Source organism: Pseudomonas sp. P4_C8 (genome assembly GCF_056401975.1).
Genome location: NZ_JBFUIH010000017.1, coordinates 1 through 24,785, shown reverse-complemented (window position 1 = coordinate 24,785; position 24,785 = coordinate 1). Strand labels below are relative to the sequence as shown.

The 24,785-nt window shown below is 59.3% G+C and carries 21 protein-coding genes; 8 read left to right on the top strand and 13 right to left on the bottom strand.

The genetic code is table 11. The features are described from left to right. Positions 1–69 precede the first annotated feature (69 nt). Positions 70–990, bottom strand: coding sequence for a LysR family transcriptional regulator (locus AC1DWM_RS12745; RefSeq protein WP_223511630.1), 921 nt, complete (start codon positions 988–990; stop codon positions 70–72). 239 nt (positions 991–1,229) lie between these two features. On the opposite strand from AC1DWM_RS12745, the gene AC1DWM_RS12740 reads away from it, so the two are divergent. Next, a complete protein-coding gene (locus AC1DWM_RS12740; protein ID WP_223511629.1) occupies positions 1,230–1,670 on the top strand; it encodes a helix-turn-helix domain-containing protein in 441 nt (146 codons plus the stop codon). Between the two features lie 181 nt (positions 1,671–1,851). Here AC1DWM_RS12740 and AC1DWM_RS12735 read toward each other — a convergent pair whose 3' ends face one another. Both AC1DWM_RS12735 and AC1DWM_RS12730 read right to left on the bottom strand, forming a co-directional pair. Then, positions 1,852–2,676 carry an alpha/beta fold hydrolase gene (locus AC1DWM_RS12735; RefSeq protein WP_223511628.1) on the bottom strand — a complete coding sequence of 275 codons (825 nt, stop codon included), beginning with the start codon at positions 2,674–2,676 and terminating at the stop codon, positions 1,852–1,854. Between the two features lie 31 nt (positions 2,677–2,707). Further along, complete coding sequence (locus tag AC1DWM_RS12730) at positions 2,708–3,283, bottom strand: flavodoxin family protein (RefSeq protein ID WP_223511627.1); 576 nt, start codon at positions 3,281–3,283, stop codon at positions 2,708–2,710. Between the two features lie 424 nt (positions 3,284–3,707). Here AC1DWM_RS12730 and AC1DWM_RS12725 point away from each other — a divergent pair, with 424 nt between their 5' ends. Continuing rightward, complete coding sequence (locus AC1DWM_RS12725) at positions 3,708–6,512, top strand: ATP-binding protein (protein WP_477795316.1); 2,805 nt, start codon at positions 3,708–3,710, stop codon at positions 6,510–6,512. Here AC1DWM_RS12725 and AC1DWM_RS12720 read toward each other — a convergent pair. Continuing rightward, entirely contained in the window at positions 6,477–7,961 is a 1,485-nt protein-coding gene (locus AC1DWM_RS12720; protein ID WP_477795315.1) for an ATP-binding protein, read from the bottom strand. The two genes, AC1DWM_RS12725 and AC1DWM_RS12720, sit on opposite strands and share 36 nt — an antisense overlap. Positions 7,962–8,146: 185 nt before the next feature. Then, a complete protein-coding gene (locus AC1DWM_RS12715) occupies positions 8,147–9,097 on the bottom strand; it encodes a GlxA family transcriptional regulator (RefSeq protein ID WP_477795314.1) in 951 nt (316 codons plus the stop codon). 359 nt (positions 9,098–9,456) lie between these two features. Here AC1DWM_RS12715 and AC1DWM_RS12710 point away from each other — a divergent pair, with 359 nt between their 5' ends. Next, positions 9,457–10,179 (top strand): pirin family protein, encoded by a 723-nt coding sequence (locus AC1DWM_RS12710; RefSeq protein WP_477795313.1) that lies wholly within the window; start codon positions 9,457–9,459, stop codon positions 10,177–10,179. A 323-nt stretch (positions 10,180–10,502) separates the two neighbouring features. Then, a complete protein-coding gene (locus AC1DWM_RS12705) occupies positions 10,503–11,429 on the top strand; it encodes an alpha/beta hydrolase (protein WP_477795312.1) in 927 nt (308 codons plus the stop codon). On the opposite strand, the gene AC1DWM_RS12700 is transcribed toward AC1DWM_RS12705, so the two are convergent. Next, positions 11,401–13,212, bottom strand: a complete 1,812-nt coding sequence (locus AC1DWM_RS12700) for an ABC transporter ATP-binding protein (protein WP_223511643.1) — start codon at positions 13,210–13,212, stop codon at positions 11,401–11,403. The two genes, AC1DWM_RS12705 and AC1DWM_RS12700, sit on opposite strands and share 29 nt — an antisense overlap. Beyond that, positions 13,212–14,231 (bottom strand): AraC family transcriptional regulator, encoded by a 1,020-nt coding sequence (locus tag AC1DWM_RS12695; protein WP_477795311.1) that lies wholly within the window; start codon positions 14,229–14,231, stop codon positions 13,212–13,214. The genes AC1DWM_RS12700 and AC1DWM_RS12695 overlap by 1 nt, the downstream gene beginning before the upstream one ends. A gap of 167 nt (positions 14,232–14,398) precedes the next feature. Here AC1DWM_RS12695 and AC1DWM_RS12690 point away from each other — a divergent pair, with 167 nt between their 5' ends. The 3 genes from AC1DWM_RS12690 (at position 14,399) to AC1DWM_RS12680 (ending at position 16,439) form a co-directional block, all read left to right on the top strand. Further along, positions 14,399–15,250 (top strand): 3-hydroxybutyryl-CoA dehydrogenase, encoded by an 852-nt coding sequence (locus tag AC1DWM_RS12690; protein ID WP_452625870.1) that lies wholly within the window; start codon positions 14,399–14,401, stop codon positions 15,248–15,250. Next, positions 15,237–15,839 carry a TetR/AcrR family transcriptional regulator gene (locus AC1DWM_RS12685; RefSeq protein WP_223511618.1) on the top strand — a complete coding sequence of 201 codons (603 nt, stop codon included), beginning with the start codon at positions 15,237–15,239 and terminating at the stop codon, positions 15,837–15,839. The genes AC1DWM_RS12690 and AC1DWM_RS12685 overlap by 14 nt, the downstream gene beginning before the upstream one ends. 186 nt (positions 15,840–16,025) lie before the next feature. Next, the gene (locus AC1DWM_RS12680) at positions 16,026–16,439 is read left to right on the top strand and encodes a VOC family protein (protein ID WP_223511616.1); all 414 of its coding nucleotides are present in this window, start codon (positions 16,026–16,028) and stop codon (positions 16,437–16,439) included. Between the two features lie 238 nt (positions 16,440–16,677). On the opposite strand, the gene AC1DWM_RS12675 is transcribed toward AC1DWM_RS12680, so the two are convergent. The 3 genes from AC1DWM_RS12675 to AC1DWM_RS12665 form a co-directional block, all read right to left on the bottom strand. After that, positions 16,678–17,904 (bottom strand): RtcB family protein, encoded by a 1,227-nt coding sequence (locus AC1DWM_RS12675; protein WP_477795350.1) that lies wholly within the window; start codon positions 17,902–17,904, stop codon positions 16,678–16,680. A gap of 16 nt (positions 17,905–17,920) precedes the next feature. Then, positions 17,921–18,940 carry an ABC transporter substrate-binding protein gene (locus tag AC1DWM_RS12670; protein WP_477795310.1) on the bottom strand — a complete coding sequence of 340 codons (1,020 nt, stop codon included), beginning with the start codon at positions 18,938–18,940 and terminating at the stop codon, positions 17,921–17,923. A 222-nt stretch (positions 18,941–19,162) separates the two neighbouring features. Then, on the bottom strand, positions 19,163–19,378 hold the full coding sequence (locus AC1DWM_RS12665) for a TOBE domain-containing protein (RefSeq protein WP_452625868.1): 216 nt from the start codon (positions 19,376–19,378) through the stop codon (positions 19,163–19,165). A 329-nt stretch (positions 19,379–19,707) separates the two neighbouring features. On the opposite strand from AC1DWM_RS12665, the gene AC1DWM_RS12660 reads away from it, so the two are divergent. Continuing rightward, on the top strand, positions 19,708–19,914 hold the full coding sequence (locus AC1DWM_RS12660) for a hypothetical protein (RefSeq protein ID WP_477795309.1): 207 nt from the start codon (positions 19,708–19,710) through the stop codon (positions 19,912–19,914). A 230-nt stretch (positions 19,915–20,144) separates the two neighbouring features. On the opposite strand, the gene AC1DWM_RS12655 is transcribed toward AC1DWM_RS12660, so the two are convergent. The 3 genes from AC1DWM_RS12655 to AC1DWM_RS12645 all read right to left on the bottom strand — a co-directional run. After that, a complete protein-coding gene (locus AC1DWM_RS12655) occupies positions 20,145–20,468 on the bottom strand; it encodes a hypothetical protein (RefSeq protein WP_223511610.1) in 324 nt (107 codons plus the stop codon). A 443-nt stretch (positions 20,469–20,911) separates the two neighbouring features. After that, positions 20,912–21,328 carry a hypothetical protein gene (locus AC1DWM_RS12650; protein ID WP_223511608.1) on the bottom strand — a complete coding sequence of 139 codons (417 nt, stop codon included), beginning with the start codon at positions 21,326–21,328 and terminating at the stop codon, positions 20,912–20,914. Then, positions 21,328–24,785 (bottom strand): RHS repeat-associated core domain-containing protein (locus AC1DWM_RS12645; RefSeq protein ID WP_477795308.1); only part of this gene is annotated, 3,458 nt, incomplete at its 5' end. The genes AC1DWM_RS12650 and AC1DWM_RS12645, both read right to left, overlap by 1 nt.

The following is a 24,785-nucleotide window of genomic DNA, read 5'->3' as shown; positions in this document are numbered from 1 at the left end:
GGCAAGCCAGCTCCTACAGTGGTTTGGTGCAGGTTCGGAGGAATTTGGTCGGCCCGCAGGTCGCCGTGTTCAAGCCGGAAGCGGTAAAGGTGCGGACATGAACTCGCTGATCCGCGACCGTAACCACCGCTCCGCCGGGTCATTGTCATGTACCCCGCTCCAGGCCATCGAAAGCTGCGCCGCATCAATTGGAAACGGCGGATCTTCAGCCCGCAACCCACAGCCTTCCACCAGCGCACACGCGGCATAGTCCGGCACGGTGGCGATCATTTCGGTGCCGGCGAGCAATGCGCGCAAGCCGCTGAACTGCGGTACTCCCAACACTACGCGGCGACTGCGACCGAGCTTGGCCAGATCGAGATCGATGTTGCCGCTCAGGTCGCCAGAGAACGACACCATGGCGTGAGGCCGTTGGCAATATTCATCCAACGTCAGCGTGCCCGGTCGCTTGTCCCCGCGTAGCACTTTGCAGGGAATGTCCCGCAGTTTTTTGCGTTTGGCGTTGGCCGGCAAGTCGGTGGTGTAGCTGACGCCCACGGAGATTTCCCCGGAGGCCAGCAACGCCGGCATCAGCAGGTAGTTGGCTCGGCGCACCACGACCACAATCCCCGGTGCATCTTCTTGCAGTTGCCGCAATAACGGCGGAAACAAGCCGAACTCGGCGTCGTCCGACAGCCCAATGCGAAACACATCGCAACTGGTCGCCGGATCAAACTCCTTGGCCCGGCTGACCGCCCCCGAGATCGTATCCATCGCCGGCTGCAATTCTTTGAGAATCGCCAGCGCCCGTCCGGTCGGCTCCATGCCACGCCCGTTACGCAGCAACAACGGATCGTCAAACAGATCGCGCAACCGCCCCAACGCCGCACTCACCGCCGGTTGGCCCATGAACAGTTTTTCCGCGACACGGGTCAGGTTCTTTTCGAACATCAACGCTTCGAAAATCACCAACAGGTTCATGTCGACGCGGCGCAGATCATTACGGTTCATAGGCACTGTTCCCTTGTGTGTTGAGCCTGGCATGAAGCGGTGAGACTTTACTCGATCAGCGGTCACGCGCAACGCCACCGGATGACGTCGATCGTGCATGTACCGCGCCCGAAAAAATTGCAGCAATGTGCTGAGTTAGCGCCTTTGCGGGTATTGCGCACGGGCGGAATTAACAACGTTTAACTCGCCTGCCAACGCCCCGCGCCCAAGAATGAAGCTCACCGACACGGACATTTGTCATGGCTCATTCTCAGCAAAACGCTGCCCTCGCGGCAGTCACTGAATCGCCAAAGAAGACCACTGGCGGCTTGACCCCGTGGCGCGAAAGGCTGGTGAAACAACTGATCCTCGACCGTCTCGATGAAACCGTCGAGGTCTGCGAACTGGCACGGGCCTGCGCCCTCTCGCGCAGTCATTTTTCCCGCGCGTTCAAATGCAGCACCGGTCTCTCGCCACAAGACTGGATTCGCAACCAACGCATCGCCCGCGCGAAACAACTGATCCAGAACACCGACCTGACGCTGACGCAAATCAGCCTCGAATGCGGCTTCTGCGATCAGGCACACTTCTGCCACATCTTCACCCGCAGCGAAGGCATCAATCCGTTTGCCTGGCGCTGCCGTGTTGCCCGCGCCCGGCCCCTGCGCAGCACCTACACCGCTCAACTTCACGCACAGTAAAGCCCGACACTTTGTAGCAGCTGTCGAGCAGCGCGAGGCTGCATTCGGCTGCGCAGCAGTCGTCAAATCAGTCACCGCGGTGTTTCAGATAGAMCGCGTGATCAGGTTTCACGACTGCTGCGCAGCCGAACGCCGCCTCGCGCTGCTCGACAGCTGCTACAGCCGAACGCATCGTGGCACGTTATCCCTTGAGGAACGCCAGCAAATCAGCGTTGAGCTGATCCTTGTGGGTATCCGTCAGGCCATGGGGGGCACCCGGGTAGATCTTGAGCGTCGAGCCTTTGACCAGTGCTGCCGAGGCGATGCCCGCCGCTTCGATCGGCACCACCTGATCGGCGTCGCCATGCACCACCAGGGTGGGGATGTCGAACTTCTTCAGGTCTTCAGTGAAGTCGGTTTCGGAGAAGGCCTTGATGCAGTCGTAGGCGTTTTTGTGGCCCGCAGCCATGCCTTGCACCCAGAACCAGTCGATCATGCCTTGTGACGGTTTGGCGTCCGGTTTGTTAAAACCGAAGAACGGCCCGCTGGCGAGGTCGATGTACAGCTGCGAGCGGTCGACCAGTGATGCCTGGCGAATGCCATCGAACACCTCGATAGGCAGACCACCGGGGTTGGCTTCGGTCTTGAGCATCAGCGGCGGCACCGCAGAGATCAGCCCGGCCTTGGCCACGCGGCCAGTGCCGTGGCGACCGATGTAGCGCGCCACCTCGCCACCGCCGGTGGAGAAGCCGAACAGCACGGCGTCTTTGAGGTCCAGCAACTCGATCAACTGCGCCAAATCGTCGGCGTAGGTGTCCATGTCATTGCCGGTCCACGGCTGGCTGGAGCGCCCGTGACCACGACGGTCATGTGCGATGACACGGTAGCCTTTAGAAGCCAGGAACATCATCTGCGACTCCCAGCTGTCGGCATTCAACGGCCAGCCATGGCTGAAGACGATGGGCTGACCGGTGCCCCAGTCCTTGTAGTAAATCTCGGTGCCGTCTCGGGTGGTGAACGTACTCATGCGATATCTCCTTAGCGAGGGTTGGGGTGAATCAAAGCGGTGAGTGGTTCATGCGTTCGGCCAGCCGGGCCACCCGCTCGCCCAGGTGCGCAGCGGTGCAGCGGTCCTCGGGCGGCGGGGCCAGTTCGGGAGGTTGCTCGACATTTGACTGGGACATGGCACCCAGCGAGCTGCCCAGGCGATTCATCTGCCCATCGAACACGCCGGTGCCGGAGCGCGCCGGCAGCACGTCCAGACCAACCCAGATCATTGAGTGTTGGGCGGCGAACACTGCCATCTGCAACAAGGTGTTGAGCTTGTCGCCGCACAGGCTGCCGGAGTTGGTGAACCCGGCCGCCAACTTGTCGCGCCAGGGTTGGGCCAGGTAAAACGCCGCAGAGGCTTCCATGAATCCTTTGAAGGGTGCCGAGGCGCTGCCCATGTAGGTCGGCGCGCCAAAGATGATGGCGTCGGCGTGGTGCAATCGGTCCCAGTGGTCTTCCACTTCTTCGACAGCAATCAATTGGCAGGTGCTGCCCAAATGCCGTTCCACCCCTTGGGCGACGGCCTGCGCCATGACCCGGGTGTGCCCGTAGCCGCTGTGATAGACCACCACCACGTTGCTCATTCCCGTGTCCTCATGAATAAGAATCCCTGCTTAACTTCAATGCCAACACCACATTTGTAGGAGCCGAGCTTGCTCGCGATAGCGGTGTGTCAGTCACAGTCAATGTCGACTGATCCATCGCTATCGCGAGCAAGCTCGGCTCCTACAGGTGTTGCGAACTGCGACTGATCGGTGGAAGTTGAAGGATGAGAGTTTTGGACGTAGACCAGACGCAGGACGAGTTAAACGTTGTTAATTTTCCATGGCGCGCCAAAAACCATAACGCAGCCTTTGCTACCGTAAACATGGCACCGGCTGCCTGTGTCGGGTGCTGCAGTCGTGGCGACCACCCGACAGTCACCCAAACCCTCGTTGCGTTGACGGAAAAACCTGAGGAATATGCTCGAAAACCACATCCTGGACGGATGCAAGCTGGAGTGCCTCGTTGACCCTTTCCCCCAAGCAGGCTGTGCATTTCGGCCCCTACCGGATCTACCCCGGACAACGCCTGGTGATGGAGGCTGACAAGCCCTTGCGCCTGGGCCGACGTGCCATGGACATTCTGTTGATCCTGCTGGACCACGCCGGCCAGGTGGTCAGCAAACAGCAACTGATCGCGGCGGTCTGGCCCAAAAGCGTGGTGGAAGACATCAACCTGCGGGTGCACATGGCGGCACTGCGCAAAGCCCTCGGCGATGGCCAGGCCGGCCAGCGCTATATCGTCACCGTGGCGCAGCGCGGCTATAGCTTTGTCGCGCCCTATTCACTGGAACTGATCGAACTAAACCCCGACACCAAAAGGCCTGTGCCCAACGGCCATAACCTGCCCGTGCGCCGCACTCGCCTGATCGGTCGCCAGTCCCTGGTCGACACCCTGGTGACGCAACTGGCACGCCAGCGATTCATCACCCTCGTCGGCCCTGGCGGCATCGGCAAGACCACCGTGGCCCTGCGCGTCGCCGAACAACTGATCGGGCGCTACCGGGACGGCATTCGCCTGTTGGACCTGGCACCGATCAACGACCCGTTGATGGTCACCACGCATTTGGCGACGCTGCTGAATTTATCCTTGCACGACGGCGAACCCATGAGCGAACTAGCCGCCTTCCTGCGCGACCGGCAGATGCTGCTGGTGATCGACAATTGCGAGCATCTGCTCGACGCCATTGCCTTGCTCTGCGAAGGCATCCTGCGGGGCGCGCCGCAGGTGCACATTCTGGCCACCAGCCGCGAGAGCCTGCGGGCCGAAGGCGAATTTGTTCAGCGCCTTGAATCGCTGGATTGTCCACCCTCCATCGCCGTGCTGGACCGCACTCAGGCCATGACGTTTTCGGCGCTGCAATTGTTTGTCGAGCGGGCAATGGCCAGCCACGACAGCTTTGAATTGAGTGATGACGAGCTGCCACTGTTGGTCGACATCTGTCATCGTCTGGACGGGATTCCGCTGGCCATCGAACTGGCCGCCGCACAAGTCGGCAACTTTGGTTTGAGTGGACTGCTGGACCAGTTGCAAGGCAGTTTTCGCCTGCTCACCCAAGGGTGTCAGCGGGTGTTGGGCCGGCACCAGACCCTTCGCGCCACGCTCGACTGGAGCTTCGAACTGCTGACGGCCTGCGAACAAACCTGCCTGCGCCGATTGAGCGTGTTCAGGGGCGGATTCACCCTGGAGTCGGCCGCCGCGGTGATCGTCGGTGAACACATCGATCCCGACAAGGTGTTTGGCGCGATTACCCAATTAGTGGCCAAGTCGCTGCTCAACGTGGAGGTGGGCGATGAGGAAGTGTTCTACCGCCTGCTCGACACCACACGCAGCTATGCCCTGGAGAAACTCGACCAGACCACTGACTTGGCGGACACGCAAATCCGCCATGCCGAACGCTGCCTGGCCTTGATGCATCAGGCCCAGAATGACTGGGAGCACATCCCCACCGGTGTGTGGATCGAGCGTTATGCCCGAGGCCTGGAAGATATTCGTGCGGCGCTCGATTGGGGCTTGAACGGACACGGGCCGCAAGCGCTGGCGATCCGCTTGGCCGCAACGTCCACGCCGCTGTGGCAGGAACTTTCGCTGCTCAAGGAACATGGCGTGTATGTACGCAAGGCCCTGACGCTGCTCGATGCGACGCCCGAGCCCTGCCTTCATCTGAAAATGGCCCTGAAGCTTGCCCTGGGCAGCTCCTGTTACCACACCCAGGGCGGCACGCCGGAAACCATCGAAGCCTTCGTCAGCGCCAGAAACCTGGCCAGACAGTGCAGTGACGTGGCCGGTCAGCAGCGGGCGGTGTCCGGGCATATGGCGGTCAGCCTCAGTTGCGGCAACTATCAAATGGCGCTTGAGCAAAGCCAGCAATTCGACCGGTTGAGCGCAAAAGGTGAAGCCGTTCTGTCGCTGAGCACTCACCGCTTACGGGTGCTGGCCCTGCACTTTGCCGGGGATCAAGAACAAGCGGGGGCGGATGCCCGACAAGTGATCCAGCGCATGGCCCAGAGCGGCCACCTCAACCGCTTCACCCACGGTTTTGGCGTGCAATACGATCAGAGCGTGGCCGCCCTGACGATTCTGGCGCGCATCTTGTGGTTGCAAGGCCAACCGGAGCAAGCCTGGCGCACGGCGCGCCAGGCGCTGGACATCGCGGTTCAGATCAACCATGGCACCTCGATTTGCTACACACTGGCCTTGGCCGGCTGTCTGATCGCCCATTACAACGGCGACACCCGCAGCGCTCGCGAGCTGCTGAGCTTGCTGCTGGAGCAAGCGCAAAAACATTCTGTGCTGCTGTTCTACACCTGGGCGCGCCACTACGCGCAAGTGATCGACCCGGCGCAAACGCAATTGTCAGTTTCACCTGGCACCGGGTTGATCAAGGACATCATGGTCACGCTGGACAACGATTTCGTCGATAACGCCTTGCTGCAGCGAGCGGATACCGGCACCGCAGGCTGGAGCACAGCAGAGATTCTGCGGGCCAGCGCGAACGCGCTGCTGGCAGAGGATTGCCCGCAGCAAACCGAGGCGGCCGAGGCCGTACTGATCAGGGCGCTGAACGTGGCCAAAACCCAAGGCGCCCTCGCCTGGGAACTGCGTAGCGCCACTTCGCTGGCACAACTTTGGCAGCGCCAGGGCCACTATCAGCAAGCCCATGAGCTGCTGGCGCCGATCTACCAGCGGTTCACCGAAGGCTTTACCACACCGGACCTGATAAAAGTCCGCCGGTTACTCGACGAGTTGCAACGCCACCTGCCCGCCTGATATTCCACGCGCCCGGCTGATGTAGCGGGCATAACGCCTTTCAAAATCGCGCACCCCCCCACTGTGTTCAAGCTTTTCCAGGGCATACGTGCGGGTGGTGTTGAGGAAACGGTACCGGCTCACACCACTACCCTGCTCCAGCGATAACAGTGATTTGAGCACCAGGTGTTCCACCGCCTCCCTCACGCGACCAGGCAGCAGCACCGCGCAGCTCATCACGCCAATGGCTGCGTCCAGGGTGAAGGCCATTTTGAACACCGCCAGGCGCTGCAATACCGTTTGCTCTAACGGGCTCAGCCGTTCATAGCTCCAGTCCAGCGCGGCTTTCAAGGTTTGATGCCGGGGGACGGCGGTGCGGCGGCCCTGGGTCAGCAGTTGAAAACAGTTATCGAGCTGGGCTTGCAACCCCACCAGCGCCAATGCGTCGATTTGCGCGGCGGCCAACTCGATGGCCAACGGCAAACCATCGAGCCTGCGGCAGATGTCACCCACGGCTATGAGGTCTTGTTCGCGCAGGACAAAGCCTTGTTGACGGGCACGGGCGCGACTGACGAACAGTTGCACGGCCGAATACCCCATGACTTGGGCGACACTTTGCAGTTCGCAGACGGGCGGCACCGCCAGTGGCGGTAAACGCACGAGCGTTTCCCCAGCGGCCAGCAAAGGCTCGCGACTGGTGACCAGAATCGACAGCCGGGGCGCCGCGATCAGCAGGCTTTCGACCAATGTCCGGCAACGCTCAAGCAGGTGCTCGCAGTTGTCGAGTACCAGTAACGCATGGCGCTGCGCCCATCCATCAAGGGGCGTCCCGACGTCCAGTTCGAGGGTGCGCCTCAGGTGGTCAAGCACTTGCGCGGGATCATCGATCGCCCCCAGATCAACCCGCCAGACGCCGTCCTGATAGTGCTGCAACAACAGTTCGGCCACACGCAACGCCACGGTAGTCTTGCCAATCCCGCCGGGGCCGACCAGTGTCATCAGACGCCGCAGCGGTAACTGGCGGACCAGACTGCCGACAATCGAGTCACGACCGGTCACCGGCGTGAGTCGTGCAGGCAGGTTGTGCTGAGCTTTTTGAACAGTCTGGATCGACACAGGCACGCCCGCCGGCACGTGCTGCACCGGGGCAACAAAGCTGTACCCGCATTGTGGAATGTTGACGATGTAGCGCTGGCCGTCCTGCCCATCGCCTAAGGCGCGACGTAACGCAGCGATGTGTACGCGCAGGTTGATTTCTTCGACCACCGACGTCGGCCAGACCTGGGCAATCAACTCGTCCTTGCTGACCACCGTCCCGGCACGTTCGACCAGCACCTGCAAAATGTCCAGGGCTCGCCCGCCCATGCGCAGCGGCCGATCACCTTCAAGGATCAGCCGTTGCCGCTGGTGAAACGCGTAGGGGCCGAAATGCAGCACCGCTTCGCGGTGTAAATGTGTGAGGCTGTTCATGCACGTTCGCGTGCTGAAAACCTGGCCCGGCTCAAAGTGCCTCAAACATCCTTCGCACCCGCCCTCCAGGCTCCCGCACCTCCATTGCAAAGAGTTCACGGCTATCTTGGCAGACCTCAGTGACGGTTCAACGGCCACGGAGGGAGCATACCGGCCATCACGGTGCGTGCAACGGACACAAGGCGCTAGCTGAACTGTTCACGGTATTGGCTGGGTGTCAGGCCGAGTTTTTCGCTGAACAGAAAACGCATGTGCCGCACACTGCCGAAGCCACTTTTGAAGGCCACGGTCTTGAGCGGCACGTCACTGGTTTCCAGCAGGCTCCTGGCGCGGTCGATGCGTGCGTTTTGCAAAAACTCCATGGGCGTCATGTTCACTTCCCTGGCAAAAACCCGGGTGAAGTGGCGCGCACTCATGGCTGCCAGGCTGGCCATGCGTTCGATGCTGAACGCTTCATCGAGATGCTCGAGCACATAGTTTTGCAGTCGGGTGATCGGTGTTTCATGGGGAGCGACCGTAGCCATCAGCGGGCTGAACTGCGCCTGCCCTCCCTGGCGTTTCATCACCACCAGCAGCACTTTGGCCACGTCCTGCGCGACTTTTTTGCCATGGTCTTCGGCGACTACTGCCAGCGCCAGGTCGATGCCGGCGGTTACGCCGCCGGAGGTAATGAGATTGCGGTCCTGCACATAAATCTGATCGGTCTCCACCGTTGCCTTGGGAAAACCTTTGATCAACCGTTCGGTGTAATGCCAGTGAGTGGTCACGCGGTAACCGTCGAGCAAACCGGCGTGCCCCAACAAAAAGGCGCCAGTGCAGATCGAACCATAGCGTCCGGCACGATTCACAGCGCCCTTGAGCCAGCCGAGCAACGGTGGATATTTCTCGTTATAGGCACCAGGACCGCCTGGCACCAGCAGAAGGTCGTAACTTTCAATTGCCTGATCAATGTGCAGATCGGCCTGAACCCTGACGCCATTGGAGGCACGCAACGCTTCAGGCTCGGTGCCGATGGTCGTGAGCATGTAGTGGTCAGCCGGGGCCAGGTATCGGTTGGCGATGGAAAACACTTCCATGGGACCTGCCATGTCGAGCAGTAGAAAGTCCGGAAACAGCACCATAGCGACGGTTTTCATGGGTTAAAAATCACTGAAGTCAGAAAAGAATACTGGCCAGACACCGGTCCCTGTGGGAGCGAGCCTGCTCGCGATGACGGAGGCAAAGTCAATATTGATGTCAACTGATACACCGCTATCGTCGGAACGCCGCCCGGAGCCGGCTCGCTCCCACAGGGGTGATGTGTCCGGCATTAAAAGGTGCTGTGCATTATGGCCAATCGCGGCGTCAGCGTCGGAGAAGAATACGTGATCGCCCGCACACAACTGTCAACCCGAACGAGACAGTGTTTCAATTTCCATCTACTTATTGCATCAACCAGTAACCATTAATCTTCTCCTCACTCGGACGAATCAACGTCCCAACAGGAGATTTCATCATGCTGACCCTTCGCAAAGCTTCTGATCGCGGCGCGGCCAATCACGGTTGGTTGAAGTCGTTCCATACCTTTTCCTTCGCCAACTACCGCAACCCGAAAGAACAGGGTTTTTCCGACCTGCTGGTGATCAACGATGACCGCGTGGCAGCCGGTAAAGGTTTCGGCCAGCACCCGCACCGCGACATGGAGATTTTTTCCTACGTGCTCGACGGTGCGCTTGAACACAAGGACACGCTGGGCACCGGTTCGGTGATCCGCCCCGGTGACGTGCAGCTGATGAGCGCCGGCAGTGGCGTGGCCCACAGCGAGTACAACCACTCGGCGACACGGCCCGTGCACTTCCTGCAAATCTGGATCGTGCCAGAAGTGAGCGGCGCAAAACCGCGTTATCAGCAAGAGCATTTCAGCACGCAAAAGAAGCGCGGGCGCCTGCAACTGATCATCTCCCCCGACGGCGACAAGGGTTCGCTGAAGGTGCGCCAGGATGCACGGGTGTACGCCGCGCTGATCGACGGCAAGGAAAGCGCCGCGCTGGAACTGGCCGCGAATCGTTATGCCTACGTGCATGTGGCCCGTGGCAGTGTCGAACTCAACGGCGTGCCGTTACAGGAAGGTGACGGCGTGCGGGTTCGCGATGAGCAGGTGCTGACGTTAAGCAACGGTGTGGATGCCGAAGTACTGGTGTTCGACCTGCGCCCGCAAGAACTGCCTGAAATGCCATAAGATCAAGAGTTCGCAGCCGGGCGTTGCCTACCGATGATCGATAAGGTGTATACGCTTGCCAATGCGTCGCAGGCGTATGCGCGTATGGAGGGAGGTGGATTGATCGGGATTTGGCTTTGGCAGTAATGGCCCCTTCGCGAGCAGGCTGGCTCCCACAGTGGATCGCATTTCTTCTGGAAGAACTCGGTCAAATGTGGGAGCGAGCCTGTTCGCGAAGGGGCCCGATGATTTACCGCCTATTCATACGGCTGTCGCAATTGTCCCCGCCCCCGCCACGCATCTGTTAAAACCCGTCCTTTCCCGCTGATCTTCCGGACCGCCGCATGTTGTCGAGTTGGATGAGCCGTCGTTGGCTGCCGCTGCTGTGCATGGCCATGCTGATCATCGGCCTGCCGGTGAGTTGCGGTGTGCTCAAGTACAAGGAGCGCGAGCTGTTGTTTCGCATCGAGCCGGGTAACGCGGGCTGGTACCGCGGCTTGCCGGACGATGTGCAGGAATTCGACATCAATCCCTCCCGTTTCAGGGCGGGGCAAAACCTGCATGCCTGGTGGTGGCCCGCCGAGCGCCGTGATGCGCCGTCGATCCTCTACCTGCACGGCGTGCGCTGGAACCTGACGGGCCAGGGGTTTCGCATTGAGCAATTGCGCGCCATGGGCTACTCGGTGCTGGCCATCGACTACCGTGGGTTCGGCCAAAGCCAAGGTGATCTGCCCTCGGAAGCCAGCGTTTACGAAGACGCCCGAGCCGCTTGGGAACGCTTCACCCAAATGCAGCCGGACGCCAGCAAGCGTCTGATCTACGGCCATTCCCTGGGCGGCGCGGTGGCCATCGACCTCGCGGCGGACCTGGCCGCACAGGCGAAAAAACAGCATGTCGCGGTGCCGGTGCGCGGCCTGGTGATCGAGTCCACGTTCACCACGCTGGGCGATGCCGTGGCGCAAGTGGCCGACAACAACCTGCCGGTGAAATGGCTGCCAGTGCGTTGGCTGGTGTCGCAAAAATTCGATTCCATCGACAAGATTGTCGACATCGACATGCCGCTGTTGGTGGTTCACGGCCTGGCCGACCCGCTCATGCCTTCACGTTTCAGCCAGCAATTGTTCAACGCCGCCAATCAACCCAAGCGCCTGCTGCTGGTGCCCGGTGGTACGCATAACAACAGCATGAGTCTGGGTGGAAGCCAATATCGCCAGGCAATCGATGGTTTGATGAAAGCAAAACCTAGCGGTAACCCCGGGCTTGCAGGTTGAACAACTGCGCGTAGCGTCCGCCCGCGTCCACGAGGCTGTCGTGATCGCCACGTTCAAGAATCGCCCCTTGGTCCAACACAATGATGTGGTCCGCATTGCGCACGCTGGAAAACCGATGGGAAATCAGCAACGTCATGCGACCTTCGGTGTGCTCGCTGAAATGCTCGAACACCGCCGCTTCCGCCGCCGGATCGAGTGCCGACGTCGGTTCATCGAGAATCAGGATATCGGCGTCGCGACGCATGTAAGCACGCGATAGCGCAATCTTTTGCCACTGCCCCCCGGACAGCTCTTGCCCACCGGCAAACCATCGCCCCAATTGCGTGGCATACCCGCGATCCAGACGCTCGATGAACGGCGCGGCCATGCCCTGCGCCGCCGCGTCCTGCCAGCGCTGTTCATCATTGAACGCCAACGTGTCGCCGACGCCGATGTTTTCGCCCACCGAGAATTGGTAGCGGATGTAATCCTGAAAAATCACGCCGATGCGCTGTCGCAGCACGTCCTCCTTCCAGGTCTGCAAATCGCTGCCGTCGAGCAAAATACGGCCTTGATCGGGTCGGTACAAACGGGTCAGCAACTTGATCAGTGTGGTCTTGCCCGAGCCGTTCTCCCCCACCAGCGCCAGGCTGCGCCCCGGAACCAGGTGCAGATCGATGCCTTCCAATGCCGCACGACTCGCACCCGGATAACGAAAACTGACGTTCTCGAAACGCAAACCATCGCCCGGCACCGCGCCCTCGGTGAGATGTCCGGAATCGGCCACCACCGGTTCGGCCAGGTATTCATAAAGGCTCGACAGGTAAAGGCCGTCTTCATAGAGACCGCTGATGGCGCTCAAGCTACTGCTGACCGCGGTTTGCCCCTGCTTGAACAACACCAGGTACATGGTCATTTGCCCCAGGCTGATGTTGCCGTGAACGGTATCGACCACCACCCACGCATACGCCAGGTAAAACGCCGACGTGCCGAGCAGGCCGAGGACAAATCCCCAACCATCGCGACGCAACGTCAACCGGCGGTCTTCGGCGTAGAGACGCGCGAACGTGTCGCGATAACGCTTCAACAACAGCGGCGCGAAACCGAACAATTTGACCTCTTTGATGTACCCCTCGTGGGACAACAGCGTCTCGATGTAATTCTGCTGCCGACTCTCCGGCGCCCGGCGGGTGAACAGCCGAAAAGCATCCCCGGAAAAATGCGCCTCGGCGAAAAACACCGGCAATGCACCGACCACCAACAGCACCAGCGCCCACGGCGAAAAGTGCACCAGCAACACGCCGAAGCTGATCAGCACAATCAGGTTCTGGATCAACCCCAACGACTTCATCACCAACGCCAGCGGCCGGGTCGAAGCCTCGCGCCGCACCCGCACCAGCTTGTCGTAAAACTCGGAATTCTCGAACTGCATCAGCGACAACGTCTGGGCTTTCTCCAGAATCATCGTGTTGACCTTCTGCCCCAACTGCACCCGCAACAGCGACTGCTGAACCGACAACGCCCGCTGAGTACCAGACAACAACGCCAGCACCCCCGCCTCCATCAACACATAACGCACCACCGGCCACAACGGCGCACTGCCTTGCTGCGCGTGCAACTGCATGGCACTGACCACTGCGTCGACGATGCGTTGACCTATCCAGGCGGCCAGCGCCGGGAGAACACCGGCAATCAGGGTGGCCAGGACCAGGCCGAGGAATAATCCGCGAGAGGTGCCCCAGACCAGCAGCAAGGCGCGTCGGGCCTGGTCGAACAAGGCGGTGAAGCGGCCAACTATGGGGATCACCCCGAACACTCCACCTGAAACCGCGCCCGATACCGCCCCGGGCTCTCCCCCGTCCATTTCTTGAACGCCCGATGGAACGCGCTCGGTTCCTGAAAGCCCAGCCGCTCAGCGATATCACTGATGCTCGCCTTGCTCTGGCGTAATTGCTCAAAGGCCACGCCTCGCCGCACTTCGTCCTTGATCTCCTGATATGAGCACCCTTCACGCTCCAATTTGCGGCGGAAGGTGCTGGGGCTCAGGTGTTGCTCGAGGGCGAAGTCCTGCAAGGTCGGCCATTCGCTGTAGTCGCTGTTGCGCAGGCGCTGGTGGACTTGCGAGGCCAGGCCATGTTGGTTGCGGAAGCGGATCACCAGCCATTGCGGGGCCGTGCGCAGGAATACTTTCAGTGAGGCCAGATCTTGAACCACCGGCAGGCGCAGGTAGTGGCTGGCGAATTCGATTTCGGTGCGCTYGGCGCCGAAGGTCAGGTTGGGGCCCCACAGCAGGCGGTCATCGCTGAGGGACACGCGTTCATGACGGAAGTCCGCGCGATCGATGGGTATGCGTCGCCCGCCGAGCCAGCACAGCAGACTGATCATCAGCACCAGAAACGTCTCTTCGCCAAAACGGCTGACCTCGTCGTTTCGCGCGTGGGTGTCCAGGCTGATGAATGCGCGCTTGCCGCGCACCGTCAGGGTGCCGCGGAAGTCGCGCAGGAACAGACCGAAATTGGCCAGGCACTGGCGCATGGCTTTATGCAGGTCGGGCTCCTGAATCAAGGCACGGCAGATCAACGCGAAGCTGCCCGGCGGCATGCCGTGGGAGTCGAGGCGGAAAAACTCGTCGTTCAATTCGCGGATCTGAATCAACCACAGCTCGGCAAACGCGCTGGCCGACACCCGCGCCGTGGGCTCAGACAACAACGCCGGGTCGATACCGGCCTGCTCCAGCGCAGCCTTCAGGCGCTGCGGATCTTGCGCCAGTGCATGGATCATTGCCTGCACGAAATAAACGGCAACCGAGTCGTTTTCCCGCATGTGAACGTTTCTCTCCCTAACACTTGAACTGGCAAAAAACGCCAGCACCGTTGAACAGTTGCGGCATAGGACAACCGGGCTGCCGGTTCTAGACTCGCGGCCAATAGTACGCCTTCGACCGTTGTCACGGCCAAGGTATCGCACGGTATGACCGGAAGGACGGCAACATGAATCTGCAAAACATTGGCGTGATCGGCGCGGGCACCATGGGCAACGGCATTGCGCAGGTCTGTGCGCTGGCTGGCTTCAACGTGACCCTGATCGACATCTCCGACAGTGCCCTGCAAAAGGCCCTGGCAACCGTCAGCAAAAACCTTGATCGCCAGGTCGCCAAGGAAACGTTGACCGAGGAGCAGAAGAACGCAGCCCTCGACAAGATTCGCACCAGCACCCAGTACGATAGCCTGCAGAACGCGCAACTGGTGATCGAAGCGGCCACCGAAAACCTCGATTTGAAACTGCGCGTGCTGCAACAAATTGCCGCGCAGGTCAGTGCCGAGTGCGTGATTGCTTCCAACACCTCGTCGCTGTCGATTACCCAACTCGCCGCCAGCGTCAGCCAGCCTGAGCGCTTCATCGGCCTGCACTTCTTCAACCCGGTGCCGGTGATGGGCCTGATTGAAGTGATTCGCGGCCTGCAAACCAGCGACAGCTCGCACGCCCTCGCCCTGGACATGGCGACAACCCTGGGCAAAACCGCGATCACCGCCGGCAACCGCCCGGGTTTCGTGGTCAACCGGATTCTGGTGCCGATGATCAACGAAGCGGTTCTGGTATTTCAGGAAGGTCTGGCCAGTGCCGAAGACATCGACGCTGGCATGCGTCTGGGCTGCAACCAGCCGATCGGCCCGCTGGCCCTGGCGGACCTGATCGGTCTGGATACCCTGCTGGCCATTATGGAAGCCTTCCACGACGGCTTTAACGACAGCAAGTACCGCCCTGCTCCACTGCTCAAGGAAATGGTCGCCGCCGGCTATCTGGGGCGCAAAACAGGACGTGGATTCTATGCCTATGCCTGAACGTTGCTCGCGCTTTGCCGAGTACCGGGACAAAGTGCTGGAGTTGTTCTCCAGCAAGGGTTTCGGTCAGGTCGGCATGCGTGAACTGGCCGCGTGCCTGGGGCTCTCCCCGGGTTCGTTGTATCACCATTACCCGAGCAAGCAGCACTTGCTGCTCGACCTGATCGAGGAGTTCTACGAAGAACTGTTGGCGACCCTGGGTCGCCTCGATCAAAAGGGCCCGGCCAAACGCGACAAACTGCAAAGCCTGATCCGCGCGCATTTGAATCTGCACCGGGAAATGCCCTGGCATTTTCGTCTGGCGGAGCGTGATGCCGGTTGCCTCAATGACGAGCAACAAGCGCGCGTCCGGCAATTGCGCGAGCAATACGAACAGCGATTGCTGCTGATGATCGGCACCAAATCCCGGGTCGGTGAACAGGCGCAACGTGCCACTGCACACGCCATCGCCAACTTGCTCAACAGCGCCCCCAGTTGGTTGATGCAACATTCGCTGAACGAACATGAGCATGATGAACTGCTGGAGAACCTGGTGAGCGGGGCCATTGAGCGCCTGCTTCGGCCCTCGGCACCGCGTGCAGTGGCCTGAGGAGCTGACGCAATGTCAGCACACCGAGGCCGCTAGACGTCATAAAACCCAGCGTTTCAATAGAAAAAACATCTAAAAAAATTTTGCCAATCACTCCCTCTAACGCTTTGCTAATGGCGTCCAATCACTGCGGAGCTGACGGTTAATCCAACCTCGTTCGGCTTCCTTCGCTACCGGGAGCAAATCATGAAAATCAATCCCTACCTGATCTTCAACGGCGACTGTAAAGCGGCCTTCACCTTCTATGCCCAAAGCTTGCCCGGCAAGATCGAAGCCATGATGACCTTCGGCGAGACGCCGGCCGGCGAACACGTGCCGACGGATCTTCACAACCTGATCATTCACACCCGACTCGTCGTGGGGGATCAGGCCATCATGGGGTCCGACACCACTCCGGATCGTCCTGTCGATGATATGGCCGGTTTTTCGGTATCGCTGAATGTCGACAGCATCGCGGAAGCTGAACGCGTCTTCGCGGCCTTGTCGAAAGACGGCACCGTGCAAATGCCACTGGAACAGACGTTTTGGGCGGCGCGTTTCGGCATGCTGGTGGATCGGTTTGGTGTGTCGTGGATGGTCAATTGCGAGAAGGATCAGTGACCGTCAGGCATGAAAAAGCCCAACCTGAAATGGCTAATGCCGATCAGTTAAGGCGTAAAACCTGTGGGAGCGAGCCTGCTCGCGATGGCGGATTGTCAGGCAACGCAAGTGTTGACTGTGCCACCGTCTTCGCGAGCAGGCTCGCTCCCACAAGGATTGCTGCGTTCAACGCCTTAACTGATCGGCATTAGCCTGAAATAGCTGGGTTTTCTGGCCTGACTCACTATTGCCGAAGGGCTCAGCCCTTTACGCACACCACCTGACGCAGGGTGTGCAGCACTTCCACCAGTTCGCGCTGGGCGTGCATGACGTGGTCGATGTCCTTGTAGGCCATCGGGATTTCATCGATGACCGCCGCATCTTTGCGGCACTCGACATGGGCGGTGGCGCGGATCTGGTCTTCGACAGTGAACAGGCTTTTCGCCTTGGTGCGACTCATGGTGCGTCCGGCGCCGTGGCTGCAGGAACAGAACGACTGCTCATTGCCAAGCCCGCGGACGATGAAGCTTTTCGCGCCCATCGATCCGGGAATAATCCCCAACTCGCCCTTCTGCGCCGATACCGCGCCCTTGCGGGTGACGAGTATGTCCTGACCAAAGTGCCGCTCTTTTTGCACGTAGTTGTGGTGGCAGTTCACCGCCTCCAGCGCCACCTCAAAGGGCTTGCTGATCACTTTGCGTGTCGCCTGAATCACCGATTGCATCATCAATGCACGGTTCTGTCTGGCGAAGTCCTGGGCCCAGCCCACGGCTTCGACGTAGTCATTAAAGTGGCGGCTGCCTTCGTTGAAGTAGGCCAGGTCACGGTCCGGCAAGTTGGCGAGGTGCTGGCGCATGTCGGCCTGGGCCAGTTGAATGAACAGGTTGCCAATGGCGTTACCGACCCCGCGTGAACCGCTGTGCAGCATGAACCAGACCCGGTTGGTCTCATCCAGGCACACCTCAATGAAATGGTTGCCGCTGCCCAACGTACCCAAGTGCACGCGGTTATTGGTGTTGGCGAGTTTCGGGTACTTGGCGGTGATCGCCTTGAACCGTGGATCCAGGGCGGCCCAGGCGTGATTGGCCTGTTTCGGAACACTGTCCCAGGCACCCTTGTCCCGGATGCCACGCCCCATGGTGCGGCCGTGGGGCACCGCTTTTTCGATGGCGCAGCGCAAGCCGTGCAGGTTGTCGGGTAAATCAGCCGCCGTCAGCGTGGTGCATGCGGCGATCATGCCGCAGCCAATGTCGACCCCGACGGCAGCCGGAATGATCGCGCCCACCGTCGGAATCACACTGCCGATGGTCGAGCCCTTGCCCAGATGGACGTCAGGCATAACCGCCAGGTGTTTGAAGATGAACGGCATCTTCGCGGTGTTGATCAACTGTTGCCTGGCTTCGTTTTCTACCGGGACGCCTTCGGTCCAGAGTTTGATCGGTTTGCCGTGGGCGACTTCCAGTAGTTGATAGGTCGGTGTTTGCATGATGTGCGATTTTTTCTCAACTGCCTGCACCGCCATGTGCTTCCTCAAAGAAGTAATCTTTCCAACTGTCAGCCTTGTTTTTCAGCACACCTAACGCCTGCAGTTGCTCGGCGTAGATATAGGTTCGCTGTGGCACCACAGTAAAGTCGATTTCGGGGTCGGCGACGATCTTCTCAACCAAGGGTAAGGATAGTTTCGATTGCTCCACACGGATATAGGTCTGGGCTGCCGCCGACTTATCGGCCTTGATGATTTTCTCGGCCTCGGCCAGCGCCGCGTAAAACGCCTTATAGGTTTTCGGGTTTTCGTCGTGGAATTTCTCAGTGGTGTACAGCACATTAAACGTGGCCTGGCCACCCAGCACGTCGTAGGAACTCAGCACCTTGTGCACGTTGGGACTTTGCAGTTCCTGGTACTGGAACGGCGGGCTGGAAAAATGTGAGTTGATCTCCGAACCGCCAGCAATCAGCGCCGACGTCGCATCGGGATGGGCCAAGCTGATCGAGATGTCGTCAAACTTTTTGAAATTGTCCGCGCCAAACTGCTTGGCCGTTTCGATCTGTAAAGTGCGCGACTGGAAACCGACACCCGCTGCCGGCACCGCGATGCGGTCCTTTTCGGTGAAGTCCTTGAGGCTTTTCACATTCGGATTGTTGGTCAACAGGTAGTTGGGCATCGACCCTAACGAAGCGATGGCCTTGACGTTTTGTTTGCCCTTGGTCCGATCCCATATCGTCAACATCGGCGGCACGCCTGCCGAGACAACATCCAGCGCACCGGCCAGCAGCGCTTCGTTCATTGCGGTGGCACCCGAGATGCTGCTCCAGTCGACCTTGATGTCGAAGCCCTGCTCCTTGCCATGTTTCTCGATGAGCTGCTGGTCGCGCACCACATCCAGAATCAGGTAACCGATACCAAATTGCTGGGCAATGCTGATTTTGCCTTCGGCCTGAACGACAGGACTGAGTAACGCACTCAGCGCCGCCACGGAAGTGGCCAACAGGGTCAATGCGTTGCGCTTGAAAGGTGTCGTCATGAAAACCTCAAGGTGACTGAGCCTCTAATGCCGATAAGTTAAGGAATGACACAGTCCGTAGCAGCTGGCGAAGCCTGCGTYCGGCTGCGCAGCAGTCGTGAAATCAGACGATGCGGCGTGTCAGGAAGACCTCGCAAACTCAGGTTTCACGACTGCTGCGCAGCCGGACGCAGGCTTCGCCAGCTGCTACAAAGTGCGTTTTGGCTGAACTGACTGTCGGGGTCAGAGCTTGGCGATCGAGACCTCGGTGGATTTGACGAAGGCAATCACTTCGCTACCCACTTTCAATTCAAGATCGCGCACTGAGCGGGTGGTAATCACGGAGGTAACGATTCCGGAGGCGGTTTGCACGTCGATTTCGGACACCACGTCGCCCTGGACGATTTCCTTGATGACGCCTTTGAACTGATTACGGACGTTGATCGCTTTGATGGTCATGATGAGGCTTCCTGTCTGATGGCGGGCGTATCCGTTCGGATGCGCAGGCCCTCAAAGTGCACCACCTGCACAAACAACAAAAGGAATAAATAATTATCTATTTATTCCTTTATAGAATATTAAACCGTCATGCCATTGTCAGGTTTTGGTGCACTACAACCATTCGTCGCATAGGGAAACCCTGGACGCAAATGCTCAAAGTGTCTGGCGCGGGGATTGCACAGGCCGGTCGTAGCCGCACGGAAACGACGTAATTCTGACGCGGCAACAATCAAATTAATAATTAAGGACCCCAGCGCAACGCTTGGTGTGTCACCCGGAGATTTAACGTGTCAACCCTCAGTGAAATCGCAGCGAACCACGCGAGAATGGCTAAAACACAAGTACAAGAGTCGACCGGATTGGTTGAGCGGCACGTTCAAATTGTGGGTAGCATCGACGTCTCCTCCCTGGAAGAACCACCGCATATTCCACTGCACCTGATGGCTGGCGCGCAGGACAACCACCTCGGACAGGTACCGGCCTACCAGCTCTGAGCGTGTTTGCGCACCAAGAAGTGGCACCAATCGATTGATGACCACTTATTGCGCACTTATTTGGTGCGCTGAAGACGAACCGATGATCGTTCCCACGCTCCGCGTGGGAATGCCTCCAGGGACGCTCCGCGTTCCAGTCACACCTCCGGCGTCGAGCCGGGCACCGATTTGACGCAGAGCGTCAGGGGCTGCATTCCCACGCAGAGCGTGGGAACGATCATTCAGCGGAGTTACTCCGAAGGCCGTGCCCGCAACCGCCGCCCAATCACATCCAGCACGTCGCATCCATCCCGCAATGGAATGGCGCACAGCATCGCAAAATCACTAAGGATGAACGACTCACACTCAACCGAACCTCGCATCGACATGTTTTCCAGCACCTGCGTGACGGCACGAATTCGATAGTTGGCGGCGTCATACAAAACATCGAGCGGAGCGTGGGTATCGACGAACAGCGTGGGCATGTCGGTGCAGTTGCTGGTGAGGGCCATGAAGCGGTTGTTGGGGTGGGGGGTTGGTTTTTCATAGGGTGGATCGGGGTGAAGTGTTTTCATTTTTTAGAGACCTTGGAGTATGTATTTGAAGCTACCAACGGCCTTTCCTACGGGCTTGGGTGGCAGCCGTGCGCGGGAGTAGGAAACTGAGATACTCCAACTCAGCCACGTCGAAACGTGTCCCGCACACAGCCGCCGCGAAGGATATTACGGACTCGATATAAGCGCCGCAATCAATCGACAGTACTGATGCACGTTGGAGTAAGGGTTCCTACACCCTGCCGCTGCATTTGCAGCGACAGCCATAGACTATCCATGGATCTCACTTCACACCAGTTCATGGAAACCGCTGCAGGTTGAAGGAAACTTCCGACGAACTTGTCCAGAAATTTCGTAATAATAACGATTGTGTTAAACAGAACTTAAACATGCCGTAGTGCTGGCGATTGGCATTGAGAATGCCGATGCGTGGGATTCCAGATTGACAGCCGCCACCTGCTCCATCACCAGTTGGCCCGATCCTCAAGACTCGCTTTAAGAAGGTCTTCCTTCCAGGCCTCCTGAGCCAACAAATAGACATCTTGAAGAAATCCACGGGAATCCTCCAATGCATACCACTCGCCACGCGGCCAACTCCCCGCATCTTCTTCGTTTATATCAAACAAACTCTGAAAATCATAAGACGCATCGCTTAGCTTTTCCGCAAGAAAATCCAGCAGCACGAGCTTATGTCGATAGGACAGATAACCTAGATTCAAGCTGTATCTTTTGATCAGCTCCGCTCTGTCAAAGCGATCATTAGGATTAAATACTTCCAGCTCCACACCCCGAGTTTCCTCGCGATCATAAACATCAAAGACGCCAATAAACCACATCAAATCGGGCTGGAACTCTTCGTTTGAAAATGGATCTCGCAACATTATTTGCTCTCCGCAGGAAAACCTGTAAAAGGCCGACGCACATTGTCCTTATCGAACTTAATTTCAAACCAATTCAAATCTTCATTTAGTGTTGGGTTGCGAGCGTCTCTCCTGTTTGGTTTATAACCACGCCCAGCCCCAGGTAGCTCCATCCTTACAATCGGGTAATTATTGTGATCCTTCCCTGTATGCGGGCTCAAACCTAACACTTCCCTTGTCATAGCTTTATTCAATGCTCCCAAATGCATACGCCAGTTTCTGAATTGAGAGCTCAAGTTCCCTCTAGCGCCTCTCGCAACCTCACCGGTATGAGGATCGGCACCATTAACTGCTCGTTGTTTGAGCGCTTGGTCAGATATTTCTGAGCTGTGTTTTTTGACTGTGTGCATGTCATATTTTTCTTCCATTTCCGTAACACGCCGCTTCGCATTCGCTTCCGCTAGTTCATCAATCCGCGCCCTTCGCTGATCACCTGTCAGCTTTGGCAGCGCCGGCTCACCCTCATCAACCTTAACGCCAGTCGTATCATCCGGCGCCTGACACCCAGACTTACCCGACTGCGGACAGTTCCCGCTCAACCCCAACGGATCAACCCACCCCGTCGGATTCGGCGTGTACTGGTACTGATTCAGCCCACCCGCCAACTTGATCGGATCAGGCGTCAGATACCGTCCAACATCCGGATCATAGTACCGATGCCGGTTGTAGTGCAGGCCGCTCTCGGCGTCGAAGTATTGCCCTTGAAACCGTAACGGTTGCTCAAGCTGCTCGCCCCCGCCCAGCGCCAGATGCGTAACCTTGCCGTAGGCGTTGTATTTCGCCGACCACACGATTTCACCACCAAAATCGGTCAGTTCCATCGGCGTGCCGAGGTGGTCGAGTTGGTAGTAAAACGGGCAAGCCTTGCGTGGGCCTTTGCCGTCGAGCATCGCCAGCGGGCGGAAGCTGCCGGGTTCGTAGACGTAGCTGCGGTAGTGTTCGCGGCTGCTTTCGGCGACGAGGTGGTCGCCTTGCCAGAAGAATTCGGTGGTGTGGCCGTCGACGGTTTTGGCGATGCGGCGGCCGAAGGCGTCGTAACGGTAGCTGGCGGTGCGACCGTCCGGGGTGGTGACGCCGATCAAGCGGTGCTGGCAGTCGTAGCGGTATTCGGTGACGAGTTTTTGCGCGGTGCCGCGGCGTTCACGAACCAAATTGCCGAAGGCGTCGTAGTCGTAATGGCGGTCGCCTTGCAGGAGCAGGCGATTGCCCAGCACTTTCGCGGCGCCGGGCCGGTCCTGCATCAGCAGGTTGCCGGCCGGGTCGTGGGCGAAGCTTTCCGGCGGAGTGTCGCGGGTGTGGCGCACGCGGGTCAGGCGGTTGAGCGGGTCGTAGGTGTAGTTGCGTTGGCCGTGGCGGGTGTCGGCGATATGGTCGAGATTGCCGTTGGCGCTGTAGGCATAGTCGCGGCGATACAGCGGTTGTTGCTGTTGGCTGACGGCATGGGCTTTCAGACGGCCCTGATCGTCGAAGGCATAGTCGCTGAGCAACTGGCCTTGTTGGCGTTGCTGCTCGCGCCCAAAGGCGAACTGGTGAGTGGTGAGCCGTGCGCCGTTGAGGTCGATGGCGGTGAGTGCGCCGCCCTTGGCGTGGTGGTAGTCGAGTTTGCTGCCGTCCGGCAGGCGCAGGCGCTTGAGTTGGCCGCAGGCGTCGTAGCCATAGCGCAGGGTGCCCCAGCCCTGATGCTCGGTGATCAGCCGGTCCTGTGGGTCGTACTCGAATTCCAGCGGATGGTCGTGGCCGTCGTCGACGCCAATCAGCCGACCGAGGCTGTCGTAGCGGTATTTGACCTGGATGCCGTCGGGCAGGGTTTTGACCAGCAACCGCCCCGCCGCATCCCGCTCGTAAGCGGTGATCAGCTGCGAACCGTCAGCGCCGAATTCGGTTTTCTCCAGCAGATGGCCATTGAGGTCGTAGGCGTACGCCGTACGTTGGCCGTCGAATCCGGTTTCTTGTCGGATCAAGCCGCCGGGGGTGTAGTCCAGGCGATATTTCTCGCCGGACTCGTTTTCGATTTCTGTGAGCAACAGCTGCGCGTTGTCGTAGCGGTATTGCAGCTGTGTGCCGTCGGCATTCAGTCGGCGGCTGACCAGGTGCAGGTCGTCGAGGTATTCGTAGCGCGTGATGCGGCCGAGTTCGTCGCGTTCGGCGGTGATTTTGCTGTAGGCGTTGTAGCTGTAGGCGCGGCTCGCCCCAGTGGGAAGGATCGTCTGGATTAGTCGGCCAACGGCATCCCATTGCGACTTTGTGACCGCGCCGTGTTCGTCCTGACGGGTAAGCTGCCGCCCCAAGGCATCGTAGGAAAAGCGCCGCTGCCCGCCGTCCGGCAACGTTTCCTCAACCAGCTGCCCTAGGCCATTCCAGACGAAGACGTGCCGACTGTTGTCTGGATAACGGATCGACAGCAGCTGACCTTTGGCGTCGTAGTGGTAATGGGTGACCTGACCGTCAGGATCGATAGCCTCGGTGACATCGCCCTGCGCATTGCGCTGCCAGGTCCACACGGCTTTGCCGCGATAACGGGCGTGCAGGAAACCGTTGCGATACTCGTAGGCCGTTGGCTCGTCTTCTGGCGGAATCAGCGCCACCAGGCGTCCGACGTCGTCGTAGCGGTATTCGGTGACGGCGCCGAGCGTGTCCTGTTCGGCAACCAGCCGTCCTTGATCGTCGTAAGCCTTGAGCTGTTCACCGCCGTCCAGCTCGACCTTGCGCGCCAGCCGCGCCCGCTCGTCGTGGACGTAAACCTCTTCGCTGCCGTCGAGGTTGTGCACCGTGACGCTGCCTGCGTCATCCCAGACATAGCGCGCGTCCATCTGCGCGAACGAGGCCCAGTGGCGGATGCAGCGCGCCGCTTTGCCGAAGCGTTCCCACTCCCAAAAGAAGCTTGCCCCACCGGCCAGTTGCCGCTGGAGAATGACGTGCTGGTCGTCGTAGTCGTAGCGTTCGCTTTCACCGGCGGCGTTGCTCGCTTCGATGAGTTGCGCGCGTTCGTCGTAGGCGTAACTGACCAGGGTTTGCTCAGTCTTCCAGGACGCCTCGAGGGTCTGCGCCGGAACAAACACCTGATAGTCGATGGCGACCAAATGGCTGCGTTCATAGCGCAAGCGCAAAGCGCGGCCGGCGCCGTTGTCGAGGCGCTGGATGCGCTCATGACGGTCGCGAGTGATGCGCAGACGGTTGTCGTAAACGTCGCTGATCGTGGTCAATCGACCGTTACGGAAGTGATAAAACCGCGCGTCGTCACCGGCCCGGGCGAGGATCAATTCTTCGGGTTCAGCCCCGAGATAAATCGCGGCGCGCGACAGGCTGTTGTGAATGGCCGGGCGTTCGGCGGACGGCAGCGGGAATGTAGTGCGACGGTTTTCGTGGTCGATCCAGATGACCGTGTCGCCGTCGATTTCCAGTCGATGGGATAAGGAAT